Below are 21,173 nucleotides of genomic sequence, written 5' to 3'. Positions count from 1 at the left end.
TTGCCGCCCATGACCTGGTTACCGGTGCAACGTCTTGGCGTGGGGGTTCCCGCCGCACCGGTCCAAGGCGGGAGATTTCAATGTTTGGACGCGTCAAACCACTCGACGCTATTCTGGCGACAGCCGAAAAGAAATCGCTGCACCGTACGCTTGGTCCCGTCCAGCTCACCCTGCTGGGCGTTGGCGCCATCATCGGCACGGGTATCTTCGTTCTGACCGCCGCCGCCGCGCAAAAGGCGGGGCCGGGCATGATGATCAGCTTCATCATCGCCGGCTTCGTCTGTGCCGTGGCGGCGCTGTGCTACTCCGAACTGGCCTCGATGGTCCCGGTCTCCGGATCGGCCTATACCTACAGCTATGCGGTGGTGGGCGAACTGCTGGCCTGGATGGTCGGCTGGGCGCTCATTCTGGAATATGCCGTGGCGGCTTCGGCCGTGTCGGTCGGCTGGTCGGGCTATTTCATGGGGTTGCTCAAAAGCCTGACCGGATTCGAGTTGCCGCCGCAATTCCAGGCAGGGCCGACCTGGTCACTGCATGGCATTGTGCCGGTCGCCGATTTTTCGACCGGCCTGATCAACGTTCCCGCCATTGTCGTGGCCTTGCTCGTCACGGCCCTGCTGGTGCGCGGCACCAAGGAAAGCGCCACGCTCAATGCCGTGCTCGTTGCCATCAAGGTGGCTGCGCTCGGCATGTTCATCGTCCTGACCGTGCCTGCGATCCAGGGTACGCATTTCGCGCCGTTCGCGCCCAACGGCTGGTTCGGCAGCGGCACCTCGGGCATGGGCATCGTCGGGGCGGCCTCGTCGATCTTCTTTGCCTATGTCGGGTTCGATGCGGTTTCCACCGCGGCCGAGGAAACCCGTGATCCGCAGCGCAACGTGCCGATCGGCCTGATCGGCAGCCTTGGCATCTGCACGATCTTCTATCTGCTCGTTGCCGCCGGCGCGATCGGGGCGATCGGGGCACAGCCCACCGCGCTGGGCGTGGCGCCGGGTTCGGAAGAATTCACCCGCCAGTGCGCCGCGCTGGTGGCCCAGGGCAAGGAGCCGCTGGTCTGCTCCAACGAAGCGCTTGCCCACGTGCTGCGCGCGATCAACTATACCCGTGCGGGCGATCTCATCGGCCTGGCCGCCAACCTGGCGCTGCCGTCGGTCATCCTGATGATGATCTTCGGCCAGACGCGCATCTTCTTCGTGATGGCGCGTGACGGCCTGCTGCCCGAACGCCTTGCTGCCGTTCACCCGAAGTGGAAGACGCCGCACATCGTGACGATCGTCACCGGCCTGTTCGTGGCCGTGGCTGCCGCGCTGCTGCCGGTGGGCCAGTTGGCCGACATCTCCAACTCGGGCACGCTGTTCGCGTTCTTCATGGTGTCGCTGGCGGTGTTGATCCTGCGGGTCAAGGATCCGGCGCGCGTGCGCCCGTTCCGCACCCCGCTGGTCTGGGTGTTCGGCCCGATCGCCGCGATCGGCTGCCTGTTCCTCTATTTCAACTTGCCGATCGAAGCCATGCTGGTGCTGCCGGTGTGGGGGGCGATCGGCCTCGTGTTCTATTTCATCTATGGCTATCGCCACAGCCATGTCGGCCGTGGCGTGGTTGACAGCCACGACTGACCCGCGCGGCCCCTGGGCCAAGCACAGCAAGGCCGCCGTTTCCCCGGGGAAGCGGCGGCCTTTCTTTTATGGAACGGACGCGTTCTGTTTACAGGCTGGTCTCGGCATAGCCGCCCTTCAGGCTGTCGCCCACAGGCAGGCCCAGCGCCATCTTCACCGCGCCGACCACGCCCACTTCGCCCGACCAGATCGCCGCCTCGCCCAGGTCCATGCGCAGGAACAGCAGGTTCGGATCGGTCTTGCCGCCCGGATACCAGGCTTCGACCATGCGGTTCCAGTGCTGGTCGAGCACGGCGCGGTCGGTTTCCTCGGTCAGCGCGCCGGAAAAGCGGGCGAACAGGTCATGGCCCTTGGCGGAAAAGGTGGCAGTGGCTGCACCTTGCGCGGCAAAGCGGTTGTCGCGCGAGGTGAAGAACCAGATCGCATGGTTGGCATGCTTGTCGAGCTGCGCGGTCATCGGCGCAGCGCTTTCGGGATCGGCATCGAGTTGCAGCATCACGAACGGCGAGTGGGCCAGTTCCTTCCAGAACTTTTCCTTCAGTTCCGTGGGGTTGCCTTGGTCATATTGCATCGTTTCTCTCCTCGGGAAGGGGGATCAAATTGTGGGGGCAGTGATGAGCTGGGCGGTTACCGCATCGATCGCCACGTCCCGCTCTTCGGGCCGGCGTCCGGCCAGGAATGCGGTGAGATCGGCGATCACCCGTTCGGTCTCGGTGGCAAAGACGCCGTGCGGCGCGCCGGGATATTCCACCAGCATGGCGTGCGGCACGGCGCGGGCAACGGCGCGGCCGGTCGCCTCGATCGGCACGGTCTTGTCTCCCGTGCCATGGATCACCAGCGTGGGCATGGTAAAGCTTGCCAGGTCACCCCGGAAATCGGTGGTGGCAAAGGCCTTGGCGGCGGCCAGCGTGGGCAGCAGGCCGGCCTGCATCGTGTGGTTCCACGACAGCTTGAGCTGTTCGTCGCTGACCGGGGCAGTCAGCAGGCCCACGCCATAGAAGTCCTTGAGGAAGTGGGCCATGAACTTGGCCCGGTCCTCCAGCATGCCATTGGTCATCTGGTCAAAGGTTTCGGGCGGCACGCCTTCGGGGTTGTCGCCGGTCCGCGCCATGAACGGCACCACCGACGAAACCAGTGCCACGCGGGCGATGCCGTCTGCGCCATGGCGCGACAGGTAGCGGGCGATTTCCCCGCCGCCCATGGAAAAGCCGACCAGCGCCGCGCCGGGGCGGGCATCGGTGGCTTCCAGCACATCGGCAAGGTCATCGGCAAAGGTATCATAGTCATAGCCGTGGCCGGGCTGGTCTGACCGGCCGAAGCCGCGCCGGTCATAGGCGATGGCGCGATAGCCGGACTGGGCCAGCGCGTTCATCACCGGATCCCAGCTATCGGCGTTGAGCGGCCAGCCATGGATCAGCACCACTGCCGGGCCGTGGCCCCAAGCCTTCACGTAAAGCCGGGTGCCATCGCGCGTCTTGATCATGGGCATTGTCGGAAAACTCCGCAAAATCGTCTGCCCCTCCGCGCCTATAAGCGGTTGAGGCGGCGGTGCGTTCCGGCGCCCTGCCCAAAACGCGGTGGACCGCCCGTGCATCGGCGCTGGCCTTTCGTGACGATGGAACGTATAAGGAACAAATGTCGCAACCCACGGTGATGGAACGCCTCGGCATTCTGGCCGATGCTGCAAAATACGATGCAAGCTGCGCCTCTTCGGGCACGGCCAAGCGCAACAGCGCGGGCGGCAAGGGGCTGGGCTCGACCGAGGGCATGGGCATCTGCCACGCCTATGCGCCCGATGGCCGGTGCATCTCGCTGCTCAAGATCCTGCTGACCAACCACTGCATTTTCGATTGCCACTATTGCGTCAACCGCAAGAGTTCCAACGTGCGCCGCGCGCGCTTCACGCCGCAGGAAGTGGCGGACCTGACCGTGGCGTTCTATCGCCGCAACTATATCGAGGGGCTGTTCCTTTCCTCGGGCATCGTCCGTTCCTCCAACCACACGATGGAGCAATTGATCGAGGCGGCGCGCATCTTGCGCGAGGAGCACGAGTTTCGCGGCTATATCCACCTCAAGACCATTCCCGAGGCCGATCCCGAACTGGTCGCGCGGGCCGGGCTCTATGCCGATCGTGTGTCGATCAACGTGGAATTGCCGACCCAGGCCGGGCTGGCGCGGCTGGCGCCGGACAAGTCCACCCCGGTGATCGAAGGGGCCATGGCCAAGATCGGCAGCGCCATTGTCGAGGCGAAGGACGCGCGCAAGCGCTTCCGCCACGCGCCACGCTTTGCCCCGGCCGGGCAATCGACGCAGATGATCGTGGGGGCCGACCAGGCAAGCGATGCTGATATCGTTGGCCGTTCGGCCACGCTCTACAACCGTTTTCGCCTGCGCCGGGTCTATTATTCGGCGTTCAGCCCGATCCCCGATGCCAGCGCCGTGCTGCCGCTGCAACGCCCGCCGCTGATGCGCGAGCATCGGCTCTATCAGTCCGACTGGCTGATGCGTTTCTATGGCTTTGCCCCGCATGAAGTGCAGCAGGCGGCCGATCCGGGCGGCATGCTGCCGCTGGATATCGATCCCAAGCTGGCCTGGGCGCTGCGCTTTCGCGAGGCCTTTCCGGTGGACGTAAACCGCGCCCCGCGTGAGGCGCTGCTGCGCGTGCCGGGGCTGGGGGTGCGCGCGGTGGGCGCGCTGCTCTCTGCCCGGCGGCAACGCCGATTGCGGCTGGAAGACGTGGGCCGGCTCACCACCTCGCTGGCCAAAGTGCGGCCGTTCATCGTCACGGCCGATTGGCGGCCGACGCTGCTGGTCGACCGGGCTGACTTGCGCAGCCAGCTTGCGCCGCCCAAGGCGCAGCAACTCGAACTGTTCGGGGCCTGATTACTCGTGCGCGTCTGCCTGCCGGCACCCGATGACAGCGAAGCCTGGCGCAGCGCGGCGCGGGCGCTGGTCCTGGCCGGGATCGAGCCTGATGCGGTGGCCTGGGAAGAACCGGGGCAGGGCACCGGCGATCTGTTCGCGCAGGAGGCCATGCCCCTGCCGCCACCGCGACCGGGCGCCGCGCCGGTGCGGGCCAGCAAGCCGTTCCTCGATCTGGTGCGCATGGCGCTGCTCAACCGTGCGCCCGAACGGTTCGATCTGGCCTATCGCCTGCTCTGGCGCTTGCAGAGCCAGCCGCGCGCGGCGCAGGACGCGGCCGATCCGCTGGTGCGGCGGCTGGACCAGCTTTCCCGCCCGGTGCGGCGGGACATTCACAAGATGCGCGCCTTCCTGCGCTTTCGTGGCGTGGCCGAAGCTGACGGATCGGAGCGCTTCGTCGCCTGGTTCGAGCCCGATCATCATATCCTGCGCGCCAACGCCGGCTTTTTCGTCCGGCGCTTTGCCGCGATGCGCTGGTCGATCCTGACGCCGGCTGGATCGCTGCACTGGAACGGCCAGGTGCTGGAGGAAGGGCCACCGGCAACCCGGCTCGACGCGCCGGGCGGCGATCCGCTGGAAGAGCTGTGGCGCACCTATTACGCCAACATCTTCAACCCGGCGCGGCTGAAAGTGGGCGCGATGCTCAAGGAAATGCCGCGCAAATACTGGAAGAACATGCCAGAGGCGGCGCTGATCCCCGATCTGATCGCCGGGGCGCAGGCGCGCGAGGCGGCGATGGTCGATCTGGGACGGCAGGATTTCGGCCCGCCGCCGGCCACGCTCCCCGATCTGGCCCAGGGCCTGGCGTCATGCCGGCACTGCGCGATCGGCTGCAACGGCACGCGCGCGGTGGCCGGGGAAGGGCAACCAGCGGGCGGCTTCATGATCGTGGGCGAGCAGCCGGGCGATACCGAGGAGAGCCTGGGCCGCCCGTTCGTCGGGCCGGCGGGCGAAGTGCTGCGCGGCCATCTGCAAGCGGTGGGGATCGATCCGGGGCAGGGCTGGCTGACCAACGCGGTCAAGCATTTCAAGCATCAACCGACGCCCAAGCGCCGCCTTCACCAAAGCCCCACGGCCGGGGAAATCGACACCTGCCGCTGGTGGCTGGACCGCGAGCGCGAACTTGTGGCGCCGCGCCTGATCCTGGCGCTGGGCGCGAGTGCCGCGCGCGGGCTGATCGGGCGCACCGCCAGCGTGCAGCGCGAACGCGGCCTGCTGGCCACCCACGAGGGAACCGAAATCTGGCTGACCTGCCATCCCAGCTACCTGCTGCGGCTGGACGGGGCGGCACGGGCGGCGGAAGAAGCGCGGTTCGTGCAGGACCTGGCCTCCTTTGCCGATCGCGTGCGGGCCTTGCCCTGAAGCCTCGCAAGGCCGGAGAGCAGCAAAAAGGGGCGCCGACCGCGTGGCCAGCGCCCCTTCACCATTTCGCGGTGCGGTGGATCAGGCGGCCGCGCTGGCGTCGCCTTCCACCACCGACAAGGCCTTCTGGTTGCCGATCAGCACCTTCTTGGGCTTCATCGCCTCGGGCACTTCACGCACCAGGTCGATGGTCAGCAGGCCATCGGCAAGGTCGGCCGCGCTCACCCGCACGAAATCGGCGAGTTCGAAGCGGCGCTCGAAGCTGCGGTTGGCAATGCCCAGGTGGAGGTACTGCTTGTCGGCCAGATCGGCCTTGCTGCCCTTCACCACCAGCAGATTCTGCTGCGCGGTGATGTCGAGGTCTTCCGGCTTGAACCCGGCGACGGCCAGCGTGATGCGATAGGCATCGTCACCCTGGCGCTCGATGTTGAAGGGCGGGTAATTGTCGCCGGCATTGGCGCGGGCCTGGCGTTCGAGCAGGTCGAACAGGCGGTCGAAACCCACGGTCGTGCGACGATAGGGGGTGAAATCGAAACGGTTCATGGCAATATCCTCATCAAGAGCAATCTGCACAGACCCCGGCCCGGGAAACTCCGGCGCTGGGGCGGGTTGAAGGTGGCGAGCCCGTCTTGCGGCGCTCGTCACAAACGACCATGTGTGGGCTGCGTTGTGCATTTCAAGGCCCCCCGTTTCACCAATTTCACCGGAGCGAACATGAGCCAGTCCCAGACCCCGAAAGTCGAAATCTATACCAAGTGGGGCTGCCCCTATTGCGTGCGGGCCAAGGCCCTGCTCGATGAAAAGGGCGTCGCCTATGAAGAACACGACGTGACGATGGGCGGCCCCAAGCGCGCCGAGATGCAGGAGCGCGCGCCGGGGGCGGCCACCGTGCCGCAGGTCTTCGTCAACGACCAGGCGCTGGGCGGGTGCGACGACATCCATGCGCTGGATCGCGCCGGCAAGCTCGACGCCCTGCTCGGCCTGGCATGAGCGCAGCGTCTTCCTGTCGCGTGGCGGTGTTGCAGATGACCAGCGGGATCGATCCGCTGGCCAATGCCGCCACGATTGCCGATGCGGCTGCCCGCGCCGCCGGTGACGGCGCAGCGATGCTGTTCACCCCGGAGATGTCGGGGCTGATCGACCGCGATCGCGCGCGCGCCACGCCGCATATCGTGGCGGAAGACGCCAATCCCGTGCTCGCCGCTGCGCGCGAGGCGGCGGCGCGCCATGGCCTGTGGGTCCATCTCGGCTCGCTGGCGATCAGGCCGGAGGATCGCGATGGCCGCTGGGCCAACCGCGCTTTCGTGATCGATGCGACCGGCGCGATTGCCGCGCGCTATGACAAGATGCACATGTTCGACGTGGACCTGGCAACGGGCGAGACCTGGCGCGAATCCGCCGCCTATCGTCCCGGCGAACAGGCCGTGACCGTGGCAACGCCGCTTGGCCGACTGGGCCTGGCGATCTGCTATGACTTGCGTTTTCCCGCCTTGTTCGAGGCCCTGGGCCAGGCCAGGTGCGATGCGATCGCCATCCCCGCCGCGTTCACCGTTCCCACCGGAGCGGCGCATTGGCACCTGATGCAGCGCGCCCGCGCGGTGGAGGCCAGTGCCTTTGTCATCAGCGCAGCGCAGACCGGCCAGCATGAAGACGGGCGCGAGACCTATGGCCATAGCCTGGTGGTCGACCCCTGGGGCGAGGTGCTGCTCGACATGGGCACGGCGGCGGGCCTGGCCTTTGCCACGATCGACCCCGCGCGCACGGCGGCGGTGCGGCAGCAACTGCCCAGTCTTGCCAACAAGCGCGCTGTGCCCATATCGCGCGCGTCATGATTGTCTTCGATCTGCAATGCTCGGCCGGCCAGCACCGATTTGAAGGGTGGTTCGCCTCGTCCAGCGACTATGCGCAGCAGCAGGAGCGCGGGCTGGTCACGTGCCCGGTCTGCGGCAGTGGCGAGGTGGTCAAGGCGGTGATGGCGCCGGCCGTGGGGCGCAAGGGCAACCAGGCGCCGGCGCTGCCCGTGGCCGCGCCCGCCGATGGCGCGGCGTCTGCTGCCGTGGCGGCCCCCGCTGGGGCGGCGCCCAAGGCTCCGCTCCCGCCCGAGGCGGTGGCCATGCTGCGCGCGGTCGCCCTGGCCCAGGCCGAGGCGATCAAGTCCTCCACCTGGGTCGGCACGTCCTTTGCCGAAGACGCGCGCGCGATGCATTATGGCGACAAGGACGCCGCACCGATCCATGGCCAGGCGACACCCGAGGAAGCCCGCGACCTGCTGGAAGAAGGCATCGCCGTGGCGCCGCTGCTGATTCCCGTGGTGCCGCCCGGCGAGGCGAACTGAGGCCATGGCGTTGGAGCGTGGCCCCGGATCAAGTCCGAGGCCACGCCAGGGATTGTAGCCAGTTAGATCCGGCCGCGCGCTGCGGAGCGCAAGGTCTTACGCACCCTCATGATGGGGATGATCGCGGTGCTCGTGCTGGGCTGCGGCGTGCGCCGCTTGGCGCTGGGCCTGTTCCTGTTGGTGGCGGGCCATGGCCTGCTCGCGTTGCTGCGCGGCCTGGGCCTGGTGTTGGGCCATCATCGCCTGGCGCTGGGCCTGTTCCTGCGCGTGCTGGGCCTGTTCCTGCTGATGGCGGGCCATCGCCTGCTCGCGCTGCTGGGCGGCTTGAGCCTGACGTTGCGCCATCATGGCTTGGCGCTGGGCCATCGCCGCCTGTTCCCGCGCGTGGTTCTGCTGGGCCTGCTGCATGCGCGCCTGTTGCGCTTGCTGCATCCGGGCCTGCTGGGCCTGCGCGCGTTGCTGCGCCTGCTGCTGCGCCTGTTGCTGCGCCGCGTGGAGCCGCGCCTGCTCGGCCTGGCGCTGCATGCCCATCTGCTGCGCGGCCTGCATTCGGGCCTGTTGCTGGGCGAATTCCGCCTGCTGGTGGGCAAACTTCTGTTGTTGTTGCTGCGCGCGGAACTGGGCCTGCTGTGTATTGATCCGCTGCTGCTGCGCGAACTGCTGCTGCTGCCGCTGTTCCTGCACGCGGAACTGGGCCTGCTGCATCGCTGCCTGCTGCGCTTTGATGCGCTGCTGCTGCTGTTGCTGCAAGAACGCCTGCTGCTGCTGCCGCTGTTGCTGCATGGCAGCCTGCCGCGCGCCATCGCCGTCGAACCAGTGGGGCAGCCAGCCGGCAAAGCGCGGCTGGGGCTGAGGCGGCGGGGGCGGGGCATAGACCACCGGTTGCGGCGGCGGGGAGTTGAAGCCGACCTGCTGCCAGCGCGCGAACTGCTGCGCTTCCATGGCGCGGCGCTCGCTTTCGGCGGCCCAGTGCGCCTGCTCCTGCGCCTCGTGCGCATCGTGGTAGGCGCGCCATTCGGCTTGCTCGGCCATGTCCTGCGCCCACTGCGCGCGAGAGGCGGCGATTTCGGCGCGGCGTTCGGCCCAGTTGGCTGCGATCACCCCGCGATGCTCGCGTTCGCGCGAAAGATCATAGAGATAGGCGGCGCGATCATAATAGCGCGAGGCATAGTCCACCCGTTCGCCATAGTAATCCGGCGGCAGCAGGCTGCCTTGGCTGTCGTAGACTGCCACGAGTTGCGGGCCGGAATAGGCATAGCTGTATTCCGGATCGCGCACGAGGTAGGGTGTGTCCGATCCGGCCTGATAGTAATAATAGCGATAGCCGCCGTCGATCGGCTCGGCATAGCGCCGGTCACCCCCGCTGGTCTGCCACACCCACGGGCTCACATCGCCATCGTCATAGGTGTAGTCCGGCGGCGCGTCGCCAATCGCCTGGGTCACGCCCTGCGCGCGGTCGAGATAGGCATAGGCATCAGACCGGTGGGTGAGCCGCGCGACGCGCACGGCATGCTGCACGGGCAGGGCCTGGACCGCCGGGGCGGGGGCCATGGCCGTGGCCGCGCCGGGTTGCAGCGGGACCGCCGCCGGCAGTGCGGGCAGGGCATTGGCGGCATCGGCCGAAGCGGTTGCGTCGGGCGTGCCGGCCTTGTTGCAGGCGGCCAGGCTCAGCGCGAGCGCACTGGCCGTGGCGATCATGATCGTGGTGCGAATGGGGCGCATGGCGGTTCATCCTGTTTCGCTCAACCACGCCGGTCTATTCGGGTCAGGCTGAACCTGCCTTGGCCGGCGCATTCATCGGCGCCTAACGAACAGGGCGGCGGTATGATCCAGGCAAGCCACGCAGCAACGAAAAAGGCGCGCCCGGCAAGGCGCGCCTTTTTCGTTCAGCCGATGCGGCAATGGCTCAACCCTTGGGGGCGAGAACCATCAGCATCTGGCGGCCTTCCATGCGGGGGAAAGCCTCGATCTTGGCCACTTCGGCCACGTCTTCCTGCACGCGCTTGAGCAGGTTCATGCCCAATTGCTGGTGCGACAGTTCGCGGCCACGGAAGCGCAGGGTCACCTTCACCTTGTCGCCATCCTCGATGAAGCGATGCACGTTGCGCATCTTCACGTCATAGTCGTGATCATCGATGTTCGGACGCATCTTGATCTCCTTGATCTCCTGCGTCTTCTGGCTCTTGCGGGCGGCGTTGGCCTTTTTCTGCGCCTCGTAGCGGAACTTGCCCACGTCGAGGAACTTGCACACCGGCGGATCGGCGTTGGGCGAGACTTCGACCAGGTCAAGGCCGACTTCGGCTGCCTGCTCGATCGCTTCACGCGTGTACATCACGCCAAGATTCTCGCCGTTTTCATCGATCACGCGCACCTTGGGCACGTTGATCATCTGGTTGTAGCGAGGGCCGCTCTTGACGGGGGGCGCCAACATGCGCCGGGGCGGGGGAGCTATAGTGCTATCTCCTGACGTTGATCCGGGTGCGAGTCATGAAAGAGACTCAAGGCGCGCTCATATCACAACAGCGCGGCAGATAAAGAGCCTTCGGGCATATGTGGGCGCCGCAGGGTGCGGTTTCAAGCTGCGGCAGCCTGCCACAGTGGGAAATGCGCCACACGCGCGGCCGTGGGCACCAGCGCCGTGATGCTGCGCGCGGGCTGCATCGCCTTGAGCAGGGCGGGGTGCGCCGCGTCCAGCCCGCCGGTCAGTGCGCCGAACGCGGGCAGGATCAGCTTGCGCTCGCTCATCACCGCGCAGGGGCGGCTGACTGTGCGGCCGCGCGCCGCCACGCGCAGGCGGGGGTGAAAGTGGCCGGACAGTTCGGGCAGGGGTTCGCCCGGCCGGGCCTCGTGCCGCAGCATAACGCCGCCAACGGTCAGTTCCGGCAGCATGGTTCCGGCAGCAGCACCGTCCTTTTCATCATGGTTGCCCGTTATCCACACCCAATCGACCAGGCGCGCCAGGGCCGTCAGCCGATCGGCCGCCCCGGCATCGAGCCGCGCCGGGCCGTGGGCATCGTGGAAATTGTCGCCCAGGCAAAACACCCGCCGTGCGCCGGTGTGGCGCACCAGCGCGGTGAGCCGGTCGAGTGTTTCGCGGCTGTCATAGGGCGGCAGCATCTGCCCGGTGCGGGCGAACCAGCTTGCCTTTTCCAAGTGCAGATCGGCCACCAGCAGCGCTTGTTCGGCCGGCCAGACCAGCGCTCGCGCCGGGCCGAGCAGCCATTCCTGGCCGGCGAACGGGAACGGAGCGAACGAAAGGGGAACCATGCCTTCCCCTTGCCGCAGGCCCGCCGATTTGGCAAGCCGTGGCACGGGCGTTGATTGGCCCCTGGGAGATGGCATGACCGATTGGACCACCCACACCGCTCGCGCCCGCGCCTGGTTCGAATCCTTGCGCGACCGCATCTGCGCCGAGTTTGAAAGCATCGAGCGCGAGGCAGGCAGCGACGCGGCCTTTTCCTACACCCCGTGGCAGCGCGAGCATCACGGCGAGCCGGTGGAAAACGGCGGTGGCGGGGTGCAGGGCCTGATGAAAGGCAAGGTGTTCGAGAAAGTGGGGGTCAACGTCTCCACCGTGCACGGCGCATTCAGCCCGGAATTTGCCCGCACCATCAATGGCGCCGATCCGGAAAACCCGGAATTCACCGCCACCGGGATCAGCCTGGTGGCGCACATGGCCAATCCGCATGTGCCCGCCGTGCACATGAACACCCGCTTCCTCACCACGCGCAAGGCCTGGTTCGGCGGCGGCGGCGATCTCAACCCGCCATTGCCCTATGAGCAGGATACCGCCGATTTCCACGCCCGCTTCAAGGCGGCCTGCGACGCGCACGATCCGGCCTATCACCCCCGTTTCAAGGCCTGGGCCGACGACTATTTCTTCATCCCCCACCGCAAGGTTCATCGCGGCGTGGGCGGGATATTCTACGATCACCTGGAATGCGCCGACGACGCCGCGTTCGAGGCGAATTTTGCCTTCACCCGCGACGTGGGCGAGGCGTTTCTCGACGTCTATCCCCGTCTGGTGCGGCGGCGGATGAACCAGCCGTTCGATGCGCGCGAGGAATTGCAGATGCTGGAATGGCGCGGCCGCTATGCCGAATTCAACCTGGTGCACGATCGCGGCACGCTGTTCGGCCTCAAGACCGGCGGCAATATCGACGCCATCCTGATGAGCCTGCCGCCGCGCGCGGTGTGGAGCTGAACGCATGGCGATTGCCGACGTTGCCGCGCCGCTGGGGCAGGGCTTTCACGCGCTCGCGCCGGGCGACCTGGCCGCCGTGGTCACCGCGCTGGAGATGCGCGAGCCGCCCGCCAGCCTCAAGCGGCTGGTGCCCGAAGCCGACGTGCCGCTGCAACTGGTGCGCTGGAAAGCGGCCGAGCCAGCGAAATACCGCCTGCTCTATCGCCGCGTCGGCGCCAAGTGGCTGTGGTGGTCGCGCCTCGCCATGGACGACGCCGCGCTCGCCGCGATCATCCACGATTCCGATGTGGAGCTTTACGCCGTGGCCGACCGCGCCGGGGTAGAGGTCGGCATGCTGGAACTCGATTTCCGCACGGGCGGCGAGGCGGAAATCGCCTTCTTCGGCCTGATCCCCGGCGCCACCGGCAAAGGCTTCGGCAAATGGCTGATGCGCCGCGCCCTGCAACGGGCGTGGGGGCGGGAAGGCGTAAGCCGTGTGTGGGTGCACACCTGCACGCTCGACGGCCCGAGCGCGCTGCCGTTCTACATGGCGCAGGGGTTTGTGCCTTATGCGCGCTTCGTGGAAGTCTTCCCCGACCCGCGCGGGCTGGGCCTGCTGGGCGAGGAAGCGCCGCAGGTGCCGGTTTTGGGGTGAGGTCCGGGATAGGCCGGAAAGCTGGAATGGCTATGTGGCCAACGGATCGACTGGCGCGGCAACATTCCCTCCCCCAGCCCCTCCCGCAAGCGGGAGGGGAGCTCGAAAATCCCCCTCCCGCTTGCGGGAGGGGTTAGGGGAGGGCATGTGCACATGCACGTGGGAGAGTACCTGCTAAACCAAGGCAGGAGCGCGGGTCTTGCGCATAAAGGACGGGCAACTCAACAAGCCGCACCCAGAACTTGCTGACCGTTTAAACGCACTTCAGATAGGAAGTCAGGACATCCGACCAGGCCTTGGTCCGATCAAAGTCTTTCACCAGTCCATCACCACTTCTTTGCATGAAGGCCATCATGCCGTGCTGAACCATGTAGCGCGGGTTGTAAGTCGGGGCACCCAGTGCTTGCACAGCGCGGCAGAGCTCAGCGTGCTGGACGGAGTTACTCATATTTTTGGCCGCGAGATCAGAGAATTCCTGCTTCACAGCGTCAGGCGTTTCAGAAAAGACTTCCATCCGTGCCACAGCAACGGCTTGATGGGCTGTCGTGTCAGCAACGCGAAGCATGTCGAAGCGACCGTACACATTTGCCAAACTGACCAATGCGAACGCATCTTGCAGGCGTCCGGCATCCAGGCAGACTTTTGCCCCTCGATATAGGTCGACCGGATTGTATTCCGGCGAGGCTTTGGTGAGCGGAATGCAGCCGAGTTTGTGCAGAGACTCAAGATTGCCAGACGCCACCTGGTTGTGGATTTCTGCTTTTCCTACCTCTTGAGCACTGGCCACGCTTGATGACGCAATGGCCGTCATCAACAGGGCGCCACAACGAAGAACAATCGCCTTGATCATTGGATGTCCGATCTTGGAGAATCCGGGGTAGCACACATAAATCGATCAGCGACAGTGATGCAGTATGCGGTCTTCGGGCTTCCTTGCGTGAGAACGCCGCATATCGGGCTCTGCGACCAGACCAAGTCTCCCGCAAAGCCCGATGAGGCGTTTCAAGCAGTCGCCGCACCACCCTTCACTTCTTGACCACCGGCGTGATTTCCAGGCCATCCGGCTCGACGATGTTCACGCCCGAGAACACGAACAATCCGCCGCGATATTCGATCAGGCGGTAATTGTTGTAGGTGCCGAGATCGAACCCGCGCCACTTCAGCGGCTTGCCCACGAACGGGAGCATGCCATTGGTTTCCAGCTTGGCCTCGTCGTTGCGCGGGAAAGGCTGCGAGCGATCGAGCAGCATCACGTTGACGGCGGTCTCAAGCTCTGAGTTGAGCACTTCCTTCAGGCGGGCGCCGTTGTTTTCGGTCAGGGTGGCGAGCGGCATAGCTTTGCCTTCGCAGCAGAAATACTTGATCGTCTTGCCGGAGTCGGTGCCGGTGGCAACTTTGGTCTTCAGGACGATGTAGGGGCGCACGTCCTCGGTTTTCTTGACGAAGGTCAGCACGACATAGGGCGATACCGTCATCGTGCTGCCGCCCGGCTGGGGCGTGAGCGTGTAGGCGGTCTTGAACCGGTCGCCGGCCATGACCGCGTTGGTCATCTCGATAGCCTTGGCGCGAACGTCGAAGCGCAGGTCGTCTTCCACGTTGTGGACCTTGTCCGTGCCGGTTCCCGCGTTGATCGAGCTTTGCACCAGCACGCCGACCACGCCGAACAGTAGACCGATCCCGCCGCCACCCTGGTATCCGGAAACAACCACATCGCTGTCGGGAATGCGGTGGACGCCCATGGGAAGATCGCTCATCCCGTTGGCGCCTTTTTCCGAAAAGACGATGGCGGTCGGCGTGGACGCCTGAGCCGTGGTGGCCGGCGCCGATGGGGCAGCCGTTTGCGCCATGGCGGGCGACGCAATTGCCGCCAGCGCCAGCGTGATGATGCGCTTCATTCGTGATTCCCCCGCATTCCGGTGCGCAACCTGTGCACCGGCTTTGATCCGTCGGGTTGGGGTGATATATTTCGCATCAATCAGATACAATGTGAAAATCTATCCGGAATGACGTGACTTGCTGGCCGCTCCACGACTCGTCCAGGTCAACAGGCAGCGCGGGGCTTCATGTAGTGGATACCGGTTACGCGCCAGCCGGTCGGCGGAGATCCGGCCTTGGCGGACGTGGGCCGCGGCTCTGCCCTGCTCAATCACACTTATCGCCAAAATCCCCCAGCCTTTCCCCTTGCCCTAGGCCCCTCATTTCCCCCATCTAGGCCAGGTAATGCTCCGCCAATATGAACTTGTCGAACGTGTGCTGGCCTATGCTCCCCAGGCGGACGAGGCCATGCTCAACCGTGCCTATGTCTATACCGTGCAGAAACACGGGACGCAGAAGCGCGCGAGTGGGGATCCCTATTTCTCCCACCCGGTGGAAGTGGCCGGGTTGATGACCGAGCTGAAGCTCGACCAGGAAACCATCGTCACCGCGCTGCTCCACGATACGGTGGAGGATACGCTCGCCACGGTGGACGAGATCGAGCGATTGTTCGGCGCCGACGTGGCGCGGCTGGTCGATGGGGTGACCAAGCTTTCCAAGATCGAGACGATGACGGAAAGCGAGCGCGCGGCGGAGAACCTGCGCAAGTTCCTGCTGGCGATGAGCGAAGACTTGCGCGTGCTGCTGGTCAAGCTGGCGGACCGGCTGCACAACATGCGCACGCTCCATTTCATCAAGAGCGAGGACAAGCGCCGCCGCATCGCGCGCGAGACGATGGAAATCTATGCCCCGCTCGCCCAGCGCGTGGGCATGTACGAATACATGCGGGAAATGCAGTTGCTGGCGTTCGAGCAACTGGAGCCCGAAGCCTATGCCACGATCACCGGGCGCCTGGCCGCGATCCGCAGCGAGGGCGGCGGCGAGGTGGGCGACATTGCCCTATCGATCAAGCAGGCGCTGGCCGAAGCCGGGGTGCGCGTGGAAGTGGCGGGGCGCGAGAAGCACCCCTATTCGATCTGGAAGAAGATGGCCGAGCGCCACGTCTCGTTCGAGCAGATCACCGATATCATGGCATTCCGCGTGCTGGTGGACGACGTGGGCGAATGCTACAAGGCACTGGGGGTGCTGCACCAGACCTGGCAGATGATCCCCGGGCGGTTCAAGGACTATATCTCCACGCCCAAGATCAACGGCTACAAGAGCCTGCACACCTCTCTGATCTATAACAATGCGCGCCGCGTGGAAGTGCAGATCAAGACGCGCGAGATGCACCACCGCAACGAATACGGCCTTGCCGCGCACTGGGCCTACAAGCAGGGGGGCGAGCCGGACGGGGAAGTGGGCTGGCTGCGTGATCTGGTCGAGATTCTCGATGCCAGCCACGATGCCGAGGAACTGCTCGAAAACACCAAGATGGCGATCTACCAGGATCGCATCTTTGCCTTCACCCCCAAGGGCGCGCTGTTCCAGTTGCCCAAGGGGGCCACGCCGATCGACTTTGCCTTTGCCGTGCACACCAATCTGGGCGCGCAGGCGGTGGGGGCCAAGATCAACGGCCGCCACGTGCCGCTGCGCACCCCGCTGGGCAATGGCGACGTGGTGGAAATCATCAAGAGCCGCAATTCCGAGCCGCAACTCTCGTGGCTGGGCTTTGCCGTGACGGGCAAGGCGCGCGCCGCCATCCGCCGCGCCGTGCGCCAGAAGGAGCGCGCCGAAGTCGCTCTGATCGGGCGCAAGCTCTATGAGGAAATTGCCGAGCGACTGGCCACGCCGGTGGGCAAGAAAGCGCTGGCCGATGCGGTCAAGCGCCTGAAACTAAACAGTGAAGAAGACCTGATGGTGGCGATTGGAACGGCCAAGCTGGACGATCGCCAGGTGATGGAAGCGCTGGTGCCCGGCAGCACCGCCAACCTGCCCAACCCCGAAGACTGGCCGCGCCAGCAGCGCGCCATCGCCGTCCGGGGCCTGACGCCGGGCATGGCGTTCAAGCTGGCCGATTGTTGCCACCCCGTGCCGGGCGATCGCATCGTCGGCCTGCGCCGGCCGGGCAAGGGCGTGGAAGTCCACGCGATCGACTGCGAAAAGCTGGCCGATGGCGTGGATGCCGACTGGATCGACCTGTCATGGGACAAGCGCACCGATGGCGCGGTGGGCCGCATCCGGGCCGAGCTCTATAACCGGCCTGGTACGCTGGCGGAAATGGCCGGCATCTTTGCCAAGAACCATGCCAACGTGGTCAACCTGGAAATGACCCAGCGGGAAAATCCGTTCCACACCTATCTGGTCGATCTGGAAGTGCGCGACTTGGCGCATCTCACCCGCATCATCAGCGCCCTGCGCGCCAGCGATGCAGTGGCCCAGGCTGACCGGATCTAGCGCCGTTTCTCAGGGCTTGATACGGATCGGCACGGGCGCGTTGCAGATGTCCACGCCGCCGGCCGGGCGCACGTAGAACGGATCGCGCCGGTTGGCCCGCGCGTCAACATAGCGGGCGAAGCTGGCGCTGGCGGTGGACAGGTATTGCCAGGTGGGCAGGCCGGGCACGTCGCTGCCCAGGCGCACGCTCAGGATCGGCGTGCGCTCTTCCGGCTTGCGGTAAAACCCCATGTCGCCCTTGCCGCGCGGCAGGCTGGACAGCCATTCCATGCCGGAAATCACCCGGCCGACCACGGCGATGTTGCGATCGAGCTGGCGCGGCGCATCGCCGATCACGGCGTAGAGTTCCGCGCCCGTGCCGCTATCGGGCGGCATGTCGCGCCCGACACCCACCGTGCCATAGCAATGCACCGGCCAGGTCTCGGGCGTGTCACCCGGCCCCATCGCGATCGGCCAGCCCTGGTAGAAGCCGGCTACCGCCGCATAGATGCCATCGGCGAGGCGGGGCCCCTCCAGCGCCGGCGCGGCCCCGGCGGTGAGCGTATAAGCGCCCTGCGGAATGCTCAGCAGGGTAGGGGGCAGGGCGCGCGCCTTGGCCTTGTCCTCCGCATCGGGATCGCCCCATTGCACGACATAGCCATCCTGCACGCGATTGATCGCCGTGCCGTCCCAGAAATGCGCCTCGGCCAGCTTGCGGATGTTGCCGATCCAGCCTTGCGACCAGGGCGCGGGCAGCAACTGGATCACCACCTGCCGCGCCGCGCCATCGGCCGTCGGCGCCAGGTCCATCACCAGCAATTGCGCCGGCGCGATCGCCACCCAATCGCCCACCGGCGCTGCCGCGACGATCTCGCTCGGGCTGGGCGGCGCCGCCGGTTCGGCAGGCTTTGCCAGGGCAGCAGGGGGGAGGGCAAAGGGAAGGGCGAGGGCCAGGATCAGCGAAGCGGCAGGACGTATCCACATTTTGCTGTTGTGATCGCCAAACCGCCCTTGCGCAACCCCACACGGGCCGCTAGTGGGCGCCTTCCAGTGCATGCGGAGCGGTGGCCGAGTGGTCGAAGGCGCTCGCCTGGAAAGTGAGTATACGTCAAAAGCGTATCGAGGGTTCGAATCCCTCCCGCTCCGCCACCTGGGTATTTCACCGAAAACCAAACTGACCCAAAAACCCCTCAATATCAGGGGTTTTCTGCCATTTTCCTGTTGCATCGTGCCCCATCAAAAGGCATGGTAACCCGCGTCTCGTGTGGTAGAAAATGTGGGATAGAAAATGGGCCGTCTCAGCGCCACTTTCGTCAAGGCTGATCGGGCGCCGGGGCGCTATGCCGATGGTGACGGGCTTTACCTCGTCGTCGCGCCCGGTGGCAGCAAGGCCTGGGTCTGCCGTGTGCAGAAAAAGGGCAAGCGGCGCGACATTGGTCTGGGCAGCACGAAGAAGGTGACGCTGGCGCAGGCGCGCACGGCGGCGGCCAAAGTGCGCAGCCAGATCGAGGCGGGGCTGGACCCGGTCCGCGAGCGGGTGAAGGAAGCGGGCATCCCGACCTTCCGCGAGGCGGCGGCGCTGGTCTATGCCGAGCATCACGCCAGCTGGAAGAACAAGAAGCACGCCGCCCAGTGGTTGACGACGCTGACCACCTATGCCTTCCCGCATATTGGCGACATGTCGGTTTCGCTGATCGAGGGGCAGCATGTGCGCGATGCGCTGCTGCCGATCTGGTTGGCCAAGCAGGAGACGGCGCGGCGCGTGCGTCAGCGCATTGCGATGGTGATCGATTGGGCCGTGGCCAAAGGCTACCGTGAGCACGCGCTGGCGATGGCGGCGCTCAACAAATCGCTGCCCAAGGCCAAGCGCAAGGTCGAGCATCAGGCGGCGCTGCCCTATGATCAGGTGCCTGCCTTCATGAAAAGCCTGCGATCGCGGGAGAGCGTGGGGCGGTTGGCGTTCGAAATGCTGGTGCTGACGGCGCTGCGTTCGGGCGAGATTCGCGGCGCGGTGTGGAGCGAGATCGACCTCAAGGAAAAGCTCTGGACTATCCCCGCCGAGCGCATGAAGGCGGGCGAGGAGCATGTCGTGCCGCTGTGTGATGACGCGCTGAAGGTGCTGGAAAAGGCGGCGGTCTATCGCCGCGCGACCGACGAGCTGGTCTTCCCCGGCACGCGGCGGGATTCGCAATTGAGCGACATGACGCTGACCAAGATTTGTCGCGACATGAAGGTGAAGGCAGTGCCGCATGGCTTCCGCTCGTCCTTCCGCGACTGGGTGAGCGAGGAGACCGATTTCGAGAACGAGATCGCCGAAATGGCGCTGGCCCACACCATCGGCAACAAGGTCGAGGCCGCCTATCGCCGCGGCAAGCTGCTGGAAAAGCGCAAGGTGATGATGGCCACCTGGGCGGATTACTGCATGGGCCGGCCGGTGCTGCTGACGCGAATCGCGCGGGTGGAGAAGGCGGAAGGGGGCGATGAGGCTGACGCGGAGCAGGAGGTTGGCGATGCGTGAGGGCAAGCCGGGGCGCGTGTTTGTTGCGGAACGGTTGGGCGCTGGGGATTACGCGGCGGGCGCGGCGCTGTTTGACGCTAAACTGGCGGAGGCGCGGGCCGGTTGGTTGCGGATGGATCGATGGAAGTCGGTGGCGGCGCTGGCGGTTGTGATCGTGGCGGCTGTGTTGGCGGTAGCGGTGCTGGCCCTGTTGGGGCGGGCGTGGATTTGGTGGGCGGTGGTGGTGCTTCCGCTTCTGGCGCTGCTGTTCGTCGCGGTCTTGTGCCGGGCGTCGGTGGAGGCGTTTGCCCGTTTTGGCCGCCCGCCGAACGGGGTGGCGTGGCTGGTACCAGAATGGTTGGCCAAGGCCATGATGCGTCAGTTCGCGCTTTATCATATTGATTCTGGAGACGTTTTTGTCGGTTTCGCTGCGCGTCAGGTCATTGCCGTTGCGGGAGGCGTTGAACTCGATCCCCGCTTATTTTCAGACCGTCTCTGGCCGCTTTTTATGTCACCCGATGACCACGATCGCAGTCGAGCCACATGCCGCGAATATGGCTACCGTGGCGCTGAAATCACGGTTGAAGAAATCGCGTTGCCGGCGGAACCTTTGCTGGAGGCCAGTGCCCTCAAGGCGACAGCGGATCTTCGCCACCCCTTCCAGCGCGTGCCGTACCAGTCAAGGGCGGAATGGATCGGGGAATGCCTGAAGCGCAAGGGATACGCGGCAGGCTCTTATCGCCACTCCCTTTTGCAGGCCGTCCTCGTCGCCGTCTGGGAAGAGATGAACGCGCCAGAATGGCACGGCCGGAAGCTGAATAACGCTGAAGTTGCCCGGCGTACCCACAACCGGGTGGTGAGGAATGGTCAAGGTTTCCGCTCCACCGAACTCAACGAGGGCAAGGCCTCGGACGAGCCCGCCGACTGGGTCCAGAAGATGATTGCTGGCAGGTCGGTTGAATACAGGTTTGCAGTGGACGCAGCGGGCGACCTTGGGGGCGGTGTCGTCTGAGACCGTTAGGTCGGCACGCGTCAATCGGAGTATGGTATCGACCCAGCGGTCCATTGTACAGAACGCCGGAATCTCGGTGCGGAACGGAAGCCGCACAAGCCTCTCCTTGAATTGGGATTGTCGGCTTCAAAAGGAGGTTGCATAGAGAAATTTATGCCCAATCCAGACACACTCACGTTTCGGCCACGAGCGCGCATGTTGCAGCTACTCGGTGACCAACTAATCCGAAGCCCGAGGCTGGCCTGACGTGACCCCCTGATTTTCCTCCAAGCTTGATTAGAGTCTGGTCCATTGGAAGGACGGA

At 65.5% G+C, this 21,173-nt stretch carries 20 protein-coding genes and 1 tRNA gene; 12 read left to right on the top strand and 9 right to left on the bottom strand.

Features of this window, described 5'->3' with window-relative positions:
- Window positions 1-80: 80 nt before the first annotated feature.
- Entirely contained in the window at window positions 81-1,613 is a 1,533-nt protein-coding gene (locus tag IE191_RS10140) for an amino acid permease (protein ID WP_191324263.1), read from the top strand.
- Window positions 1,614-1,701: 88 nt separating this feature from the next.
- Here IE191_RS10140 and IE191_RS10135 read toward each other — a convergent pair whose 3' ends face one another.
- Window positions 1,702-2,184 carry a pyridoxamine 5'-phosphate oxidase family protein gene (locus IE191_RS10135; protein ID WP_191324262.1) on the bottom strand — a complete coding sequence of 161 codons (483 nt, stop codon included), beginning with the start codon at window positions 2,182-2,184 and terminating at the stop codon, window positions 1,702-1,704.
- A 24-nt stretch (window positions 2,185-2,208) separates the two neighbouring features.
- Window positions 2,209-3,102 (bottom strand): alpha/beta fold hydrolase, encoded by an 894-nt coding sequence (locus IE191_RS10130; protein WP_191324261.1) that lies wholly within the window; start codon window positions 3,100-3,102, stop codon window positions 2,209-2,211.
- A 146-nt stretch (window positions 3,103-3,248) separates the two neighbouring features.
- Between IE191_RS10130 and IE191_RS10125 the strand changes: the two genes are divergently transcribed.
- Complete coding sequence (locus IE191_RS10125) at window positions 3,249-4,496, top strand: putative DNA modification/repair radical SAM protein (RefSeq protein WP_191324260.1); 1,248 nt, start codon at window positions 3,249-3,251, stop codon at window positions 4,494-4,496.
- A gap of 6 nt (window positions 4,497-4,502) precedes the next feature.
- On the top strand, window positions 4,503-5,897 hold the full coding sequence (locus IE191_RS10120) for a UdgX family uracil-DNA binding protein (protein WP_191324259.1): 1,395 nt from the start codon (window positions 4,503-4,505) through the stop codon (window positions 5,895-5,897).
- A gap of 81 nt (window positions 5,898-5,978) precedes the next feature.
- Here IE191_RS10120 and IE191_RS10115 read toward each other — a convergent pair whose 3' ends face one another.
- Window positions 5,979-6,440, bottom strand: a complete 462-nt coding sequence (locus tag IE191_RS10115; RefSeq protein ID WP_191324258.1) for an Hsp20 family protein — start codon at window positions 6,438-6,440, stop codon at window positions 5,979-5,981.
- Window positions 6,441-6,611: 171 nt separating this feature from the next.
- Between IE191_RS10115 and grxC the strand changes: the two genes are divergently transcribed.
- From grxC to IE191_RS10100, 3 genes are read left to right on the top strand one after another with little or no spacing between them, the layout of a single operon-like run.
- The gene (gene grxC / locus IE191_RS10110) at window positions 6,612-6,887 is read left to right on the top strand and encodes a glutaredoxin 3 (RefSeq protein WP_191324257.1); all 276 of its coding nucleotides are present in this window, start codon (window positions 6,612-6,614) and stop codon (window positions 6,885-6,887) included.
- Complete coding sequence (locus IE191_RS10105; RefSeq protein ID WP_191324256.1) at window positions 6,884-7,729, top strand: carbon-nitrogen hydrolase family protein; 846 nt, start codon at window positions 6,884-6,886, stop codon at window positions 7,727-7,729. Before grxC ends, IE191_RS10105 begins: the two co-directional genes overlap by 4 nt.
- A complete protein-coding gene (locus IE191_RS10100) occupies window positions 7,726-8,232 on the top strand; it encodes a DUF1178 family protein (protein WP_191324255.1) in 507 nt (168 codons plus the stop codon). The genes IE191_RS10105 and IE191_RS10100 overlap by 4 nt, the downstream gene beginning before the upstream one ends.
- A 96-nt stretch (window positions 8,233-8,328) precedes the next feature.
- Here IE191_RS10100 and IE191_RS10095 read toward each other — a convergent pair whose 3' ends face one another.
- The 3 genes from IE191_RS10095 to pdeM form a co-directional block, all read right to left on the bottom strand.
- A complete protein-coding gene (locus tag IE191_RS10095; RefSeq protein WP_191324254.1) occupies window positions 8,329-9,954 on the bottom strand; it encodes a hypothetical protein in 1,626 nt (541 codons plus the stop codon).
- A gap of 184 nt (window positions 9,955-10,138) precedes the next feature.
- Complete coding sequence (infC, locus tag IE191_RS10090) at window positions 10,139-10,663, bottom strand: translation initiation factor IF-3 (protein WP_191324253.1); 525 nt, start codon at window positions 10,661-10,663, stop codon at window positions 10,139-10,141.
- Between the two features lie 143 nt (window positions 10,664-10,806).
- A complete protein-coding gene (gene pdeM / locus IE191_RS10085; protein WP_191324252.1) occupies window positions 10,807-11,499 on the bottom strand; it encodes a ligase-associated DNA damage response endonuclease PdeM in 693 nt (230 codons plus the stop codon).
- Window positions 11,500-11,572: 73 nt separating this feature from the next.
- On the opposite strand from pdeM, the gene hemF reads away from it, so the two are divergent.
- Entirely contained in the window at window positions 11,573-12,436 is an 864-nt protein-coding gene (hemF, locus tag IE191_RS10080; RefSeq protein WP_191324251.1) for an oxygen-dependent coproporphyrinogen oxidase, read from the top strand.
- Window positions 12,437-12,440: 4 nt separating this feature from the next.
- Complete coding sequence (locus IE191_RS10075; protein ID WP_191324250.1) at window positions 12,441-13,070, top strand: GNAT family N-acetyltransferase; 630 nt, start codon at window positions 12,441-12,443, stop codon at window positions 13,068-13,070.
- A gap of 253 nt (window positions 13,071-13,323) precedes the next feature.
- Here the strand turns inward: IE191_RS10075 and IE191_RS10070 are convergent, their stop codons facing one another.
- Window positions 13,324-13,920, bottom strand: a complete 597-nt coding sequence (locus tag IE191_RS10070) for a hypothetical protein (protein WP_191324249.1) — start codon at window positions 13,918-13,920, stop codon at window positions 13,324-13,326.
- A gap of 175 nt (window positions 13,921-14,095) precedes the next feature.
- On the bottom strand, window positions 14,096-15,055 hold the full coding sequence (locus IE191_RS10065) for a hypothetical protein (protein ID WP_229815235.1): 960 nt from the start codon (window positions 15,053-15,055) through the stop codon (window positions 14,096-14,098).
- Window positions 15,056-15,290: 235 nt separating this feature from the next.
- On the opposite strand from IE191_RS10065, the gene IE191_RS10060 reads away from it, so the two are divergent.
- Window positions 15,291-17,381: a RelA/SpoT family protein gene (locus IE191_RS10060; protein WP_191324247.1), complete on the top strand. Its 2,091-nt coding sequence runs from the start codon at window positions 15,291-15,293 to the stop codon at window positions 17,379-17,381.
- 9 nt (window positions 17,382-17,390) lie between these two features.
- On the opposite strand, the gene IE191_RS10055 is transcribed toward IE191_RS10060, so the two are convergent.
- Window positions 17,391-18,344, bottom strand: coding sequence for a peptidylprolyl isomerase (locus IE191_RS10055; protein ID WP_191324246.1), 954 nt, complete (start codon window positions 18,342-18,344; stop codon window positions 17,391-17,393).
- Window positions 18,345-18,418: 74 nt separating this feature from the next.
- On the opposite strand from IE191_RS10055, the gene IE191_RS10050 reads away from it, so the two are divergent.
- The 3 genes from IE191_RS10050 to IE191_RS10040 all read left to right on the top strand — a co-directional run bounded on the left by IE191_RS10050 (window position 18,419) and on the right by IE191_RS10040 (window position 20,869).
- Window positions 18,419-18,509 (top strand) — tRNA-Ser (locus IE191_RS10050).
- Between the two features lie 139 nt (window positions 18,510-18,648).
- The gene (locus tag IE191_RS10045) at window positions 18,649-19,878 is read left to right on the top strand and encodes a tyrosine-type recombinase/integrase (RefSeq protein WP_191324245.1); all 1,230 of its coding nucleotides are present in this window, start codon (window positions 18,649-18,651) and stop codon (window positions 19,876-19,878) included.
- Window positions 19,871-20,869, top strand: a complete 999-nt coding sequence (locus IE191_RS10040; protein WP_191324244.1) for a hypothetical protein — start codon at window positions 19,871-19,873, stop codon at window positions 20,867-20,869. The genes IE191_RS10045 and IE191_RS10040 overlap by 8 nt, the downstream gene beginning before the upstream one ends.
- Window positions 20,870-21,173 lie beyond the last annotated feature (304 nt).

The sequence above is a fragment of the Novosphingobium pokkalii genome (assembly GCF_014652855.1).
Lineage (GTDB): Bacteria > Pseudomonadota > Alphaproteobacteria > Sphingomonadales > Sphingomonadaceae > Novosphingobium > Novosphingobium pokkalii.
Note: the sequence above shows the minus strand (reverse complement) of the source record. Positions and strands in the feature narration are given on the sequence as shown.

Coding starts and splice junctions, on each gene's coding strand:
- IE191_RS10140 (WP_191324263.1), top strand. CDS start 81: ATGTTTGGACGCGTCAAACCACTCGACGCTATTCTGGCGACAGCCGAA.
- IE191_RS10135 (WP_191324262.1), bottom strand. CDS start 2,184: ATGCAATATGACCAAGGCAACCCCACGGAACTGAAGGAAAAGTTCTGG.
- IE191_RS10130 (WP_191324261.1), bottom strand. CDS start 3,102: ATGCCCATGATCAAGACGCGCGATGGCACCCGGCTTTACGTGAAGGCT.
- IE191_RS10125 (WP_191324260.1), top strand. CDS start 3,249: ATGTCGCAACCCACGGTGATGGAACGCCTCGGCATTCTGGCCGATGCT.
- IE191_RS10115 (WP_191324258.1), bottom strand. CDS start 6,440: ATGAACCGTTTCGATTTCACCCCCTATCGTCGCACGACCGTGGGTTTC.
- grxC (WP_191324257.1), top strand. CDS start 6,612: ATGAGCCAGTCCCAGACCCCGAAAGTCGAAATCTATACCAAGTGGGGC.
- IE191_RS10105 (WP_191324256.1), top strand. CDS start 6,884: ATGAGCGCAGCGTCTTCCTGTCGCGTGGCGGTGTTGCAGATGACCAGC.
- IE191_RS10100 (WP_191324255.1), top strand. CDS start 7,726: ATGATTGTCTTCGATCTGCAATGCTCGGCCGGCCAGCACCGATTTGAA.
- IE191_RS10095 (WP_191324254.1), bottom strand. CDS start 9,954: ATGCGCCCCATTCGCACCACGATCATGATCGCCACGGCCAGTGCGCTC.
- infC (WP_191324253.1), bottom strand. CDS start 10,663: ATGTTGGCGCCCCCCGTCAAGAGCGGCCCTCGCTACAACCAGATGATC.
- pdeM (WP_191324252.1), bottom strand. CDS start 11,499: ATGGTTCCCCTTTCGTTCGCTCCGTTCCCGTTCGCCGGCCAGGAATGG.
- hemF (WP_191324251.1), top strand. CDS start 11,573: ATGACCGATTGGACCACCCACACCGCTCGCGCCCGCGCCTGGTTCGAA.
- IE191_RS10075 (WP_191324250.1), top strand. CDS start 12,441: ATGGCGATTGCCGACGTTGCCGCGCCGCTGGGGCAGGGCTTTCACGCG.
- IE191_RS10070 (WP_191324249.1), bottom strand. CDS start 13,920: ATGATCAAGGCGATTGTTCTTCGTTGTGGCGCCCTGTTGATGACGGCC.
- IE191_RS10060 (WP_191324247.1), top strand. CDS start 15,291: ATGCTCCGCCAATATGAACTTGTCGAACGTGTGCTGGCCTATGCTCCC.
- IE191_RS10055 (WP_191324246.1), bottom strand. CDS start 18,344: ATGTGGATACGTCCTGCCGCTTCGCTGATCCTGGCCCTCGCCCTTCCC.
- IE191_RS10045 (WP_191324245.1), top strand. CDS start 18,649: ATGGGCCGTCTCAGCGCCACTTTCGTCAAGGCTGATCGGGCGCCGGGG.
- IE191_RS10040 (WP_191324244.1), top strand. CDS start 19,871: ATGCGTGAGGGCAAGCCGGGGCGCGTGTTTGTTGCGGAACGGTTGGGC.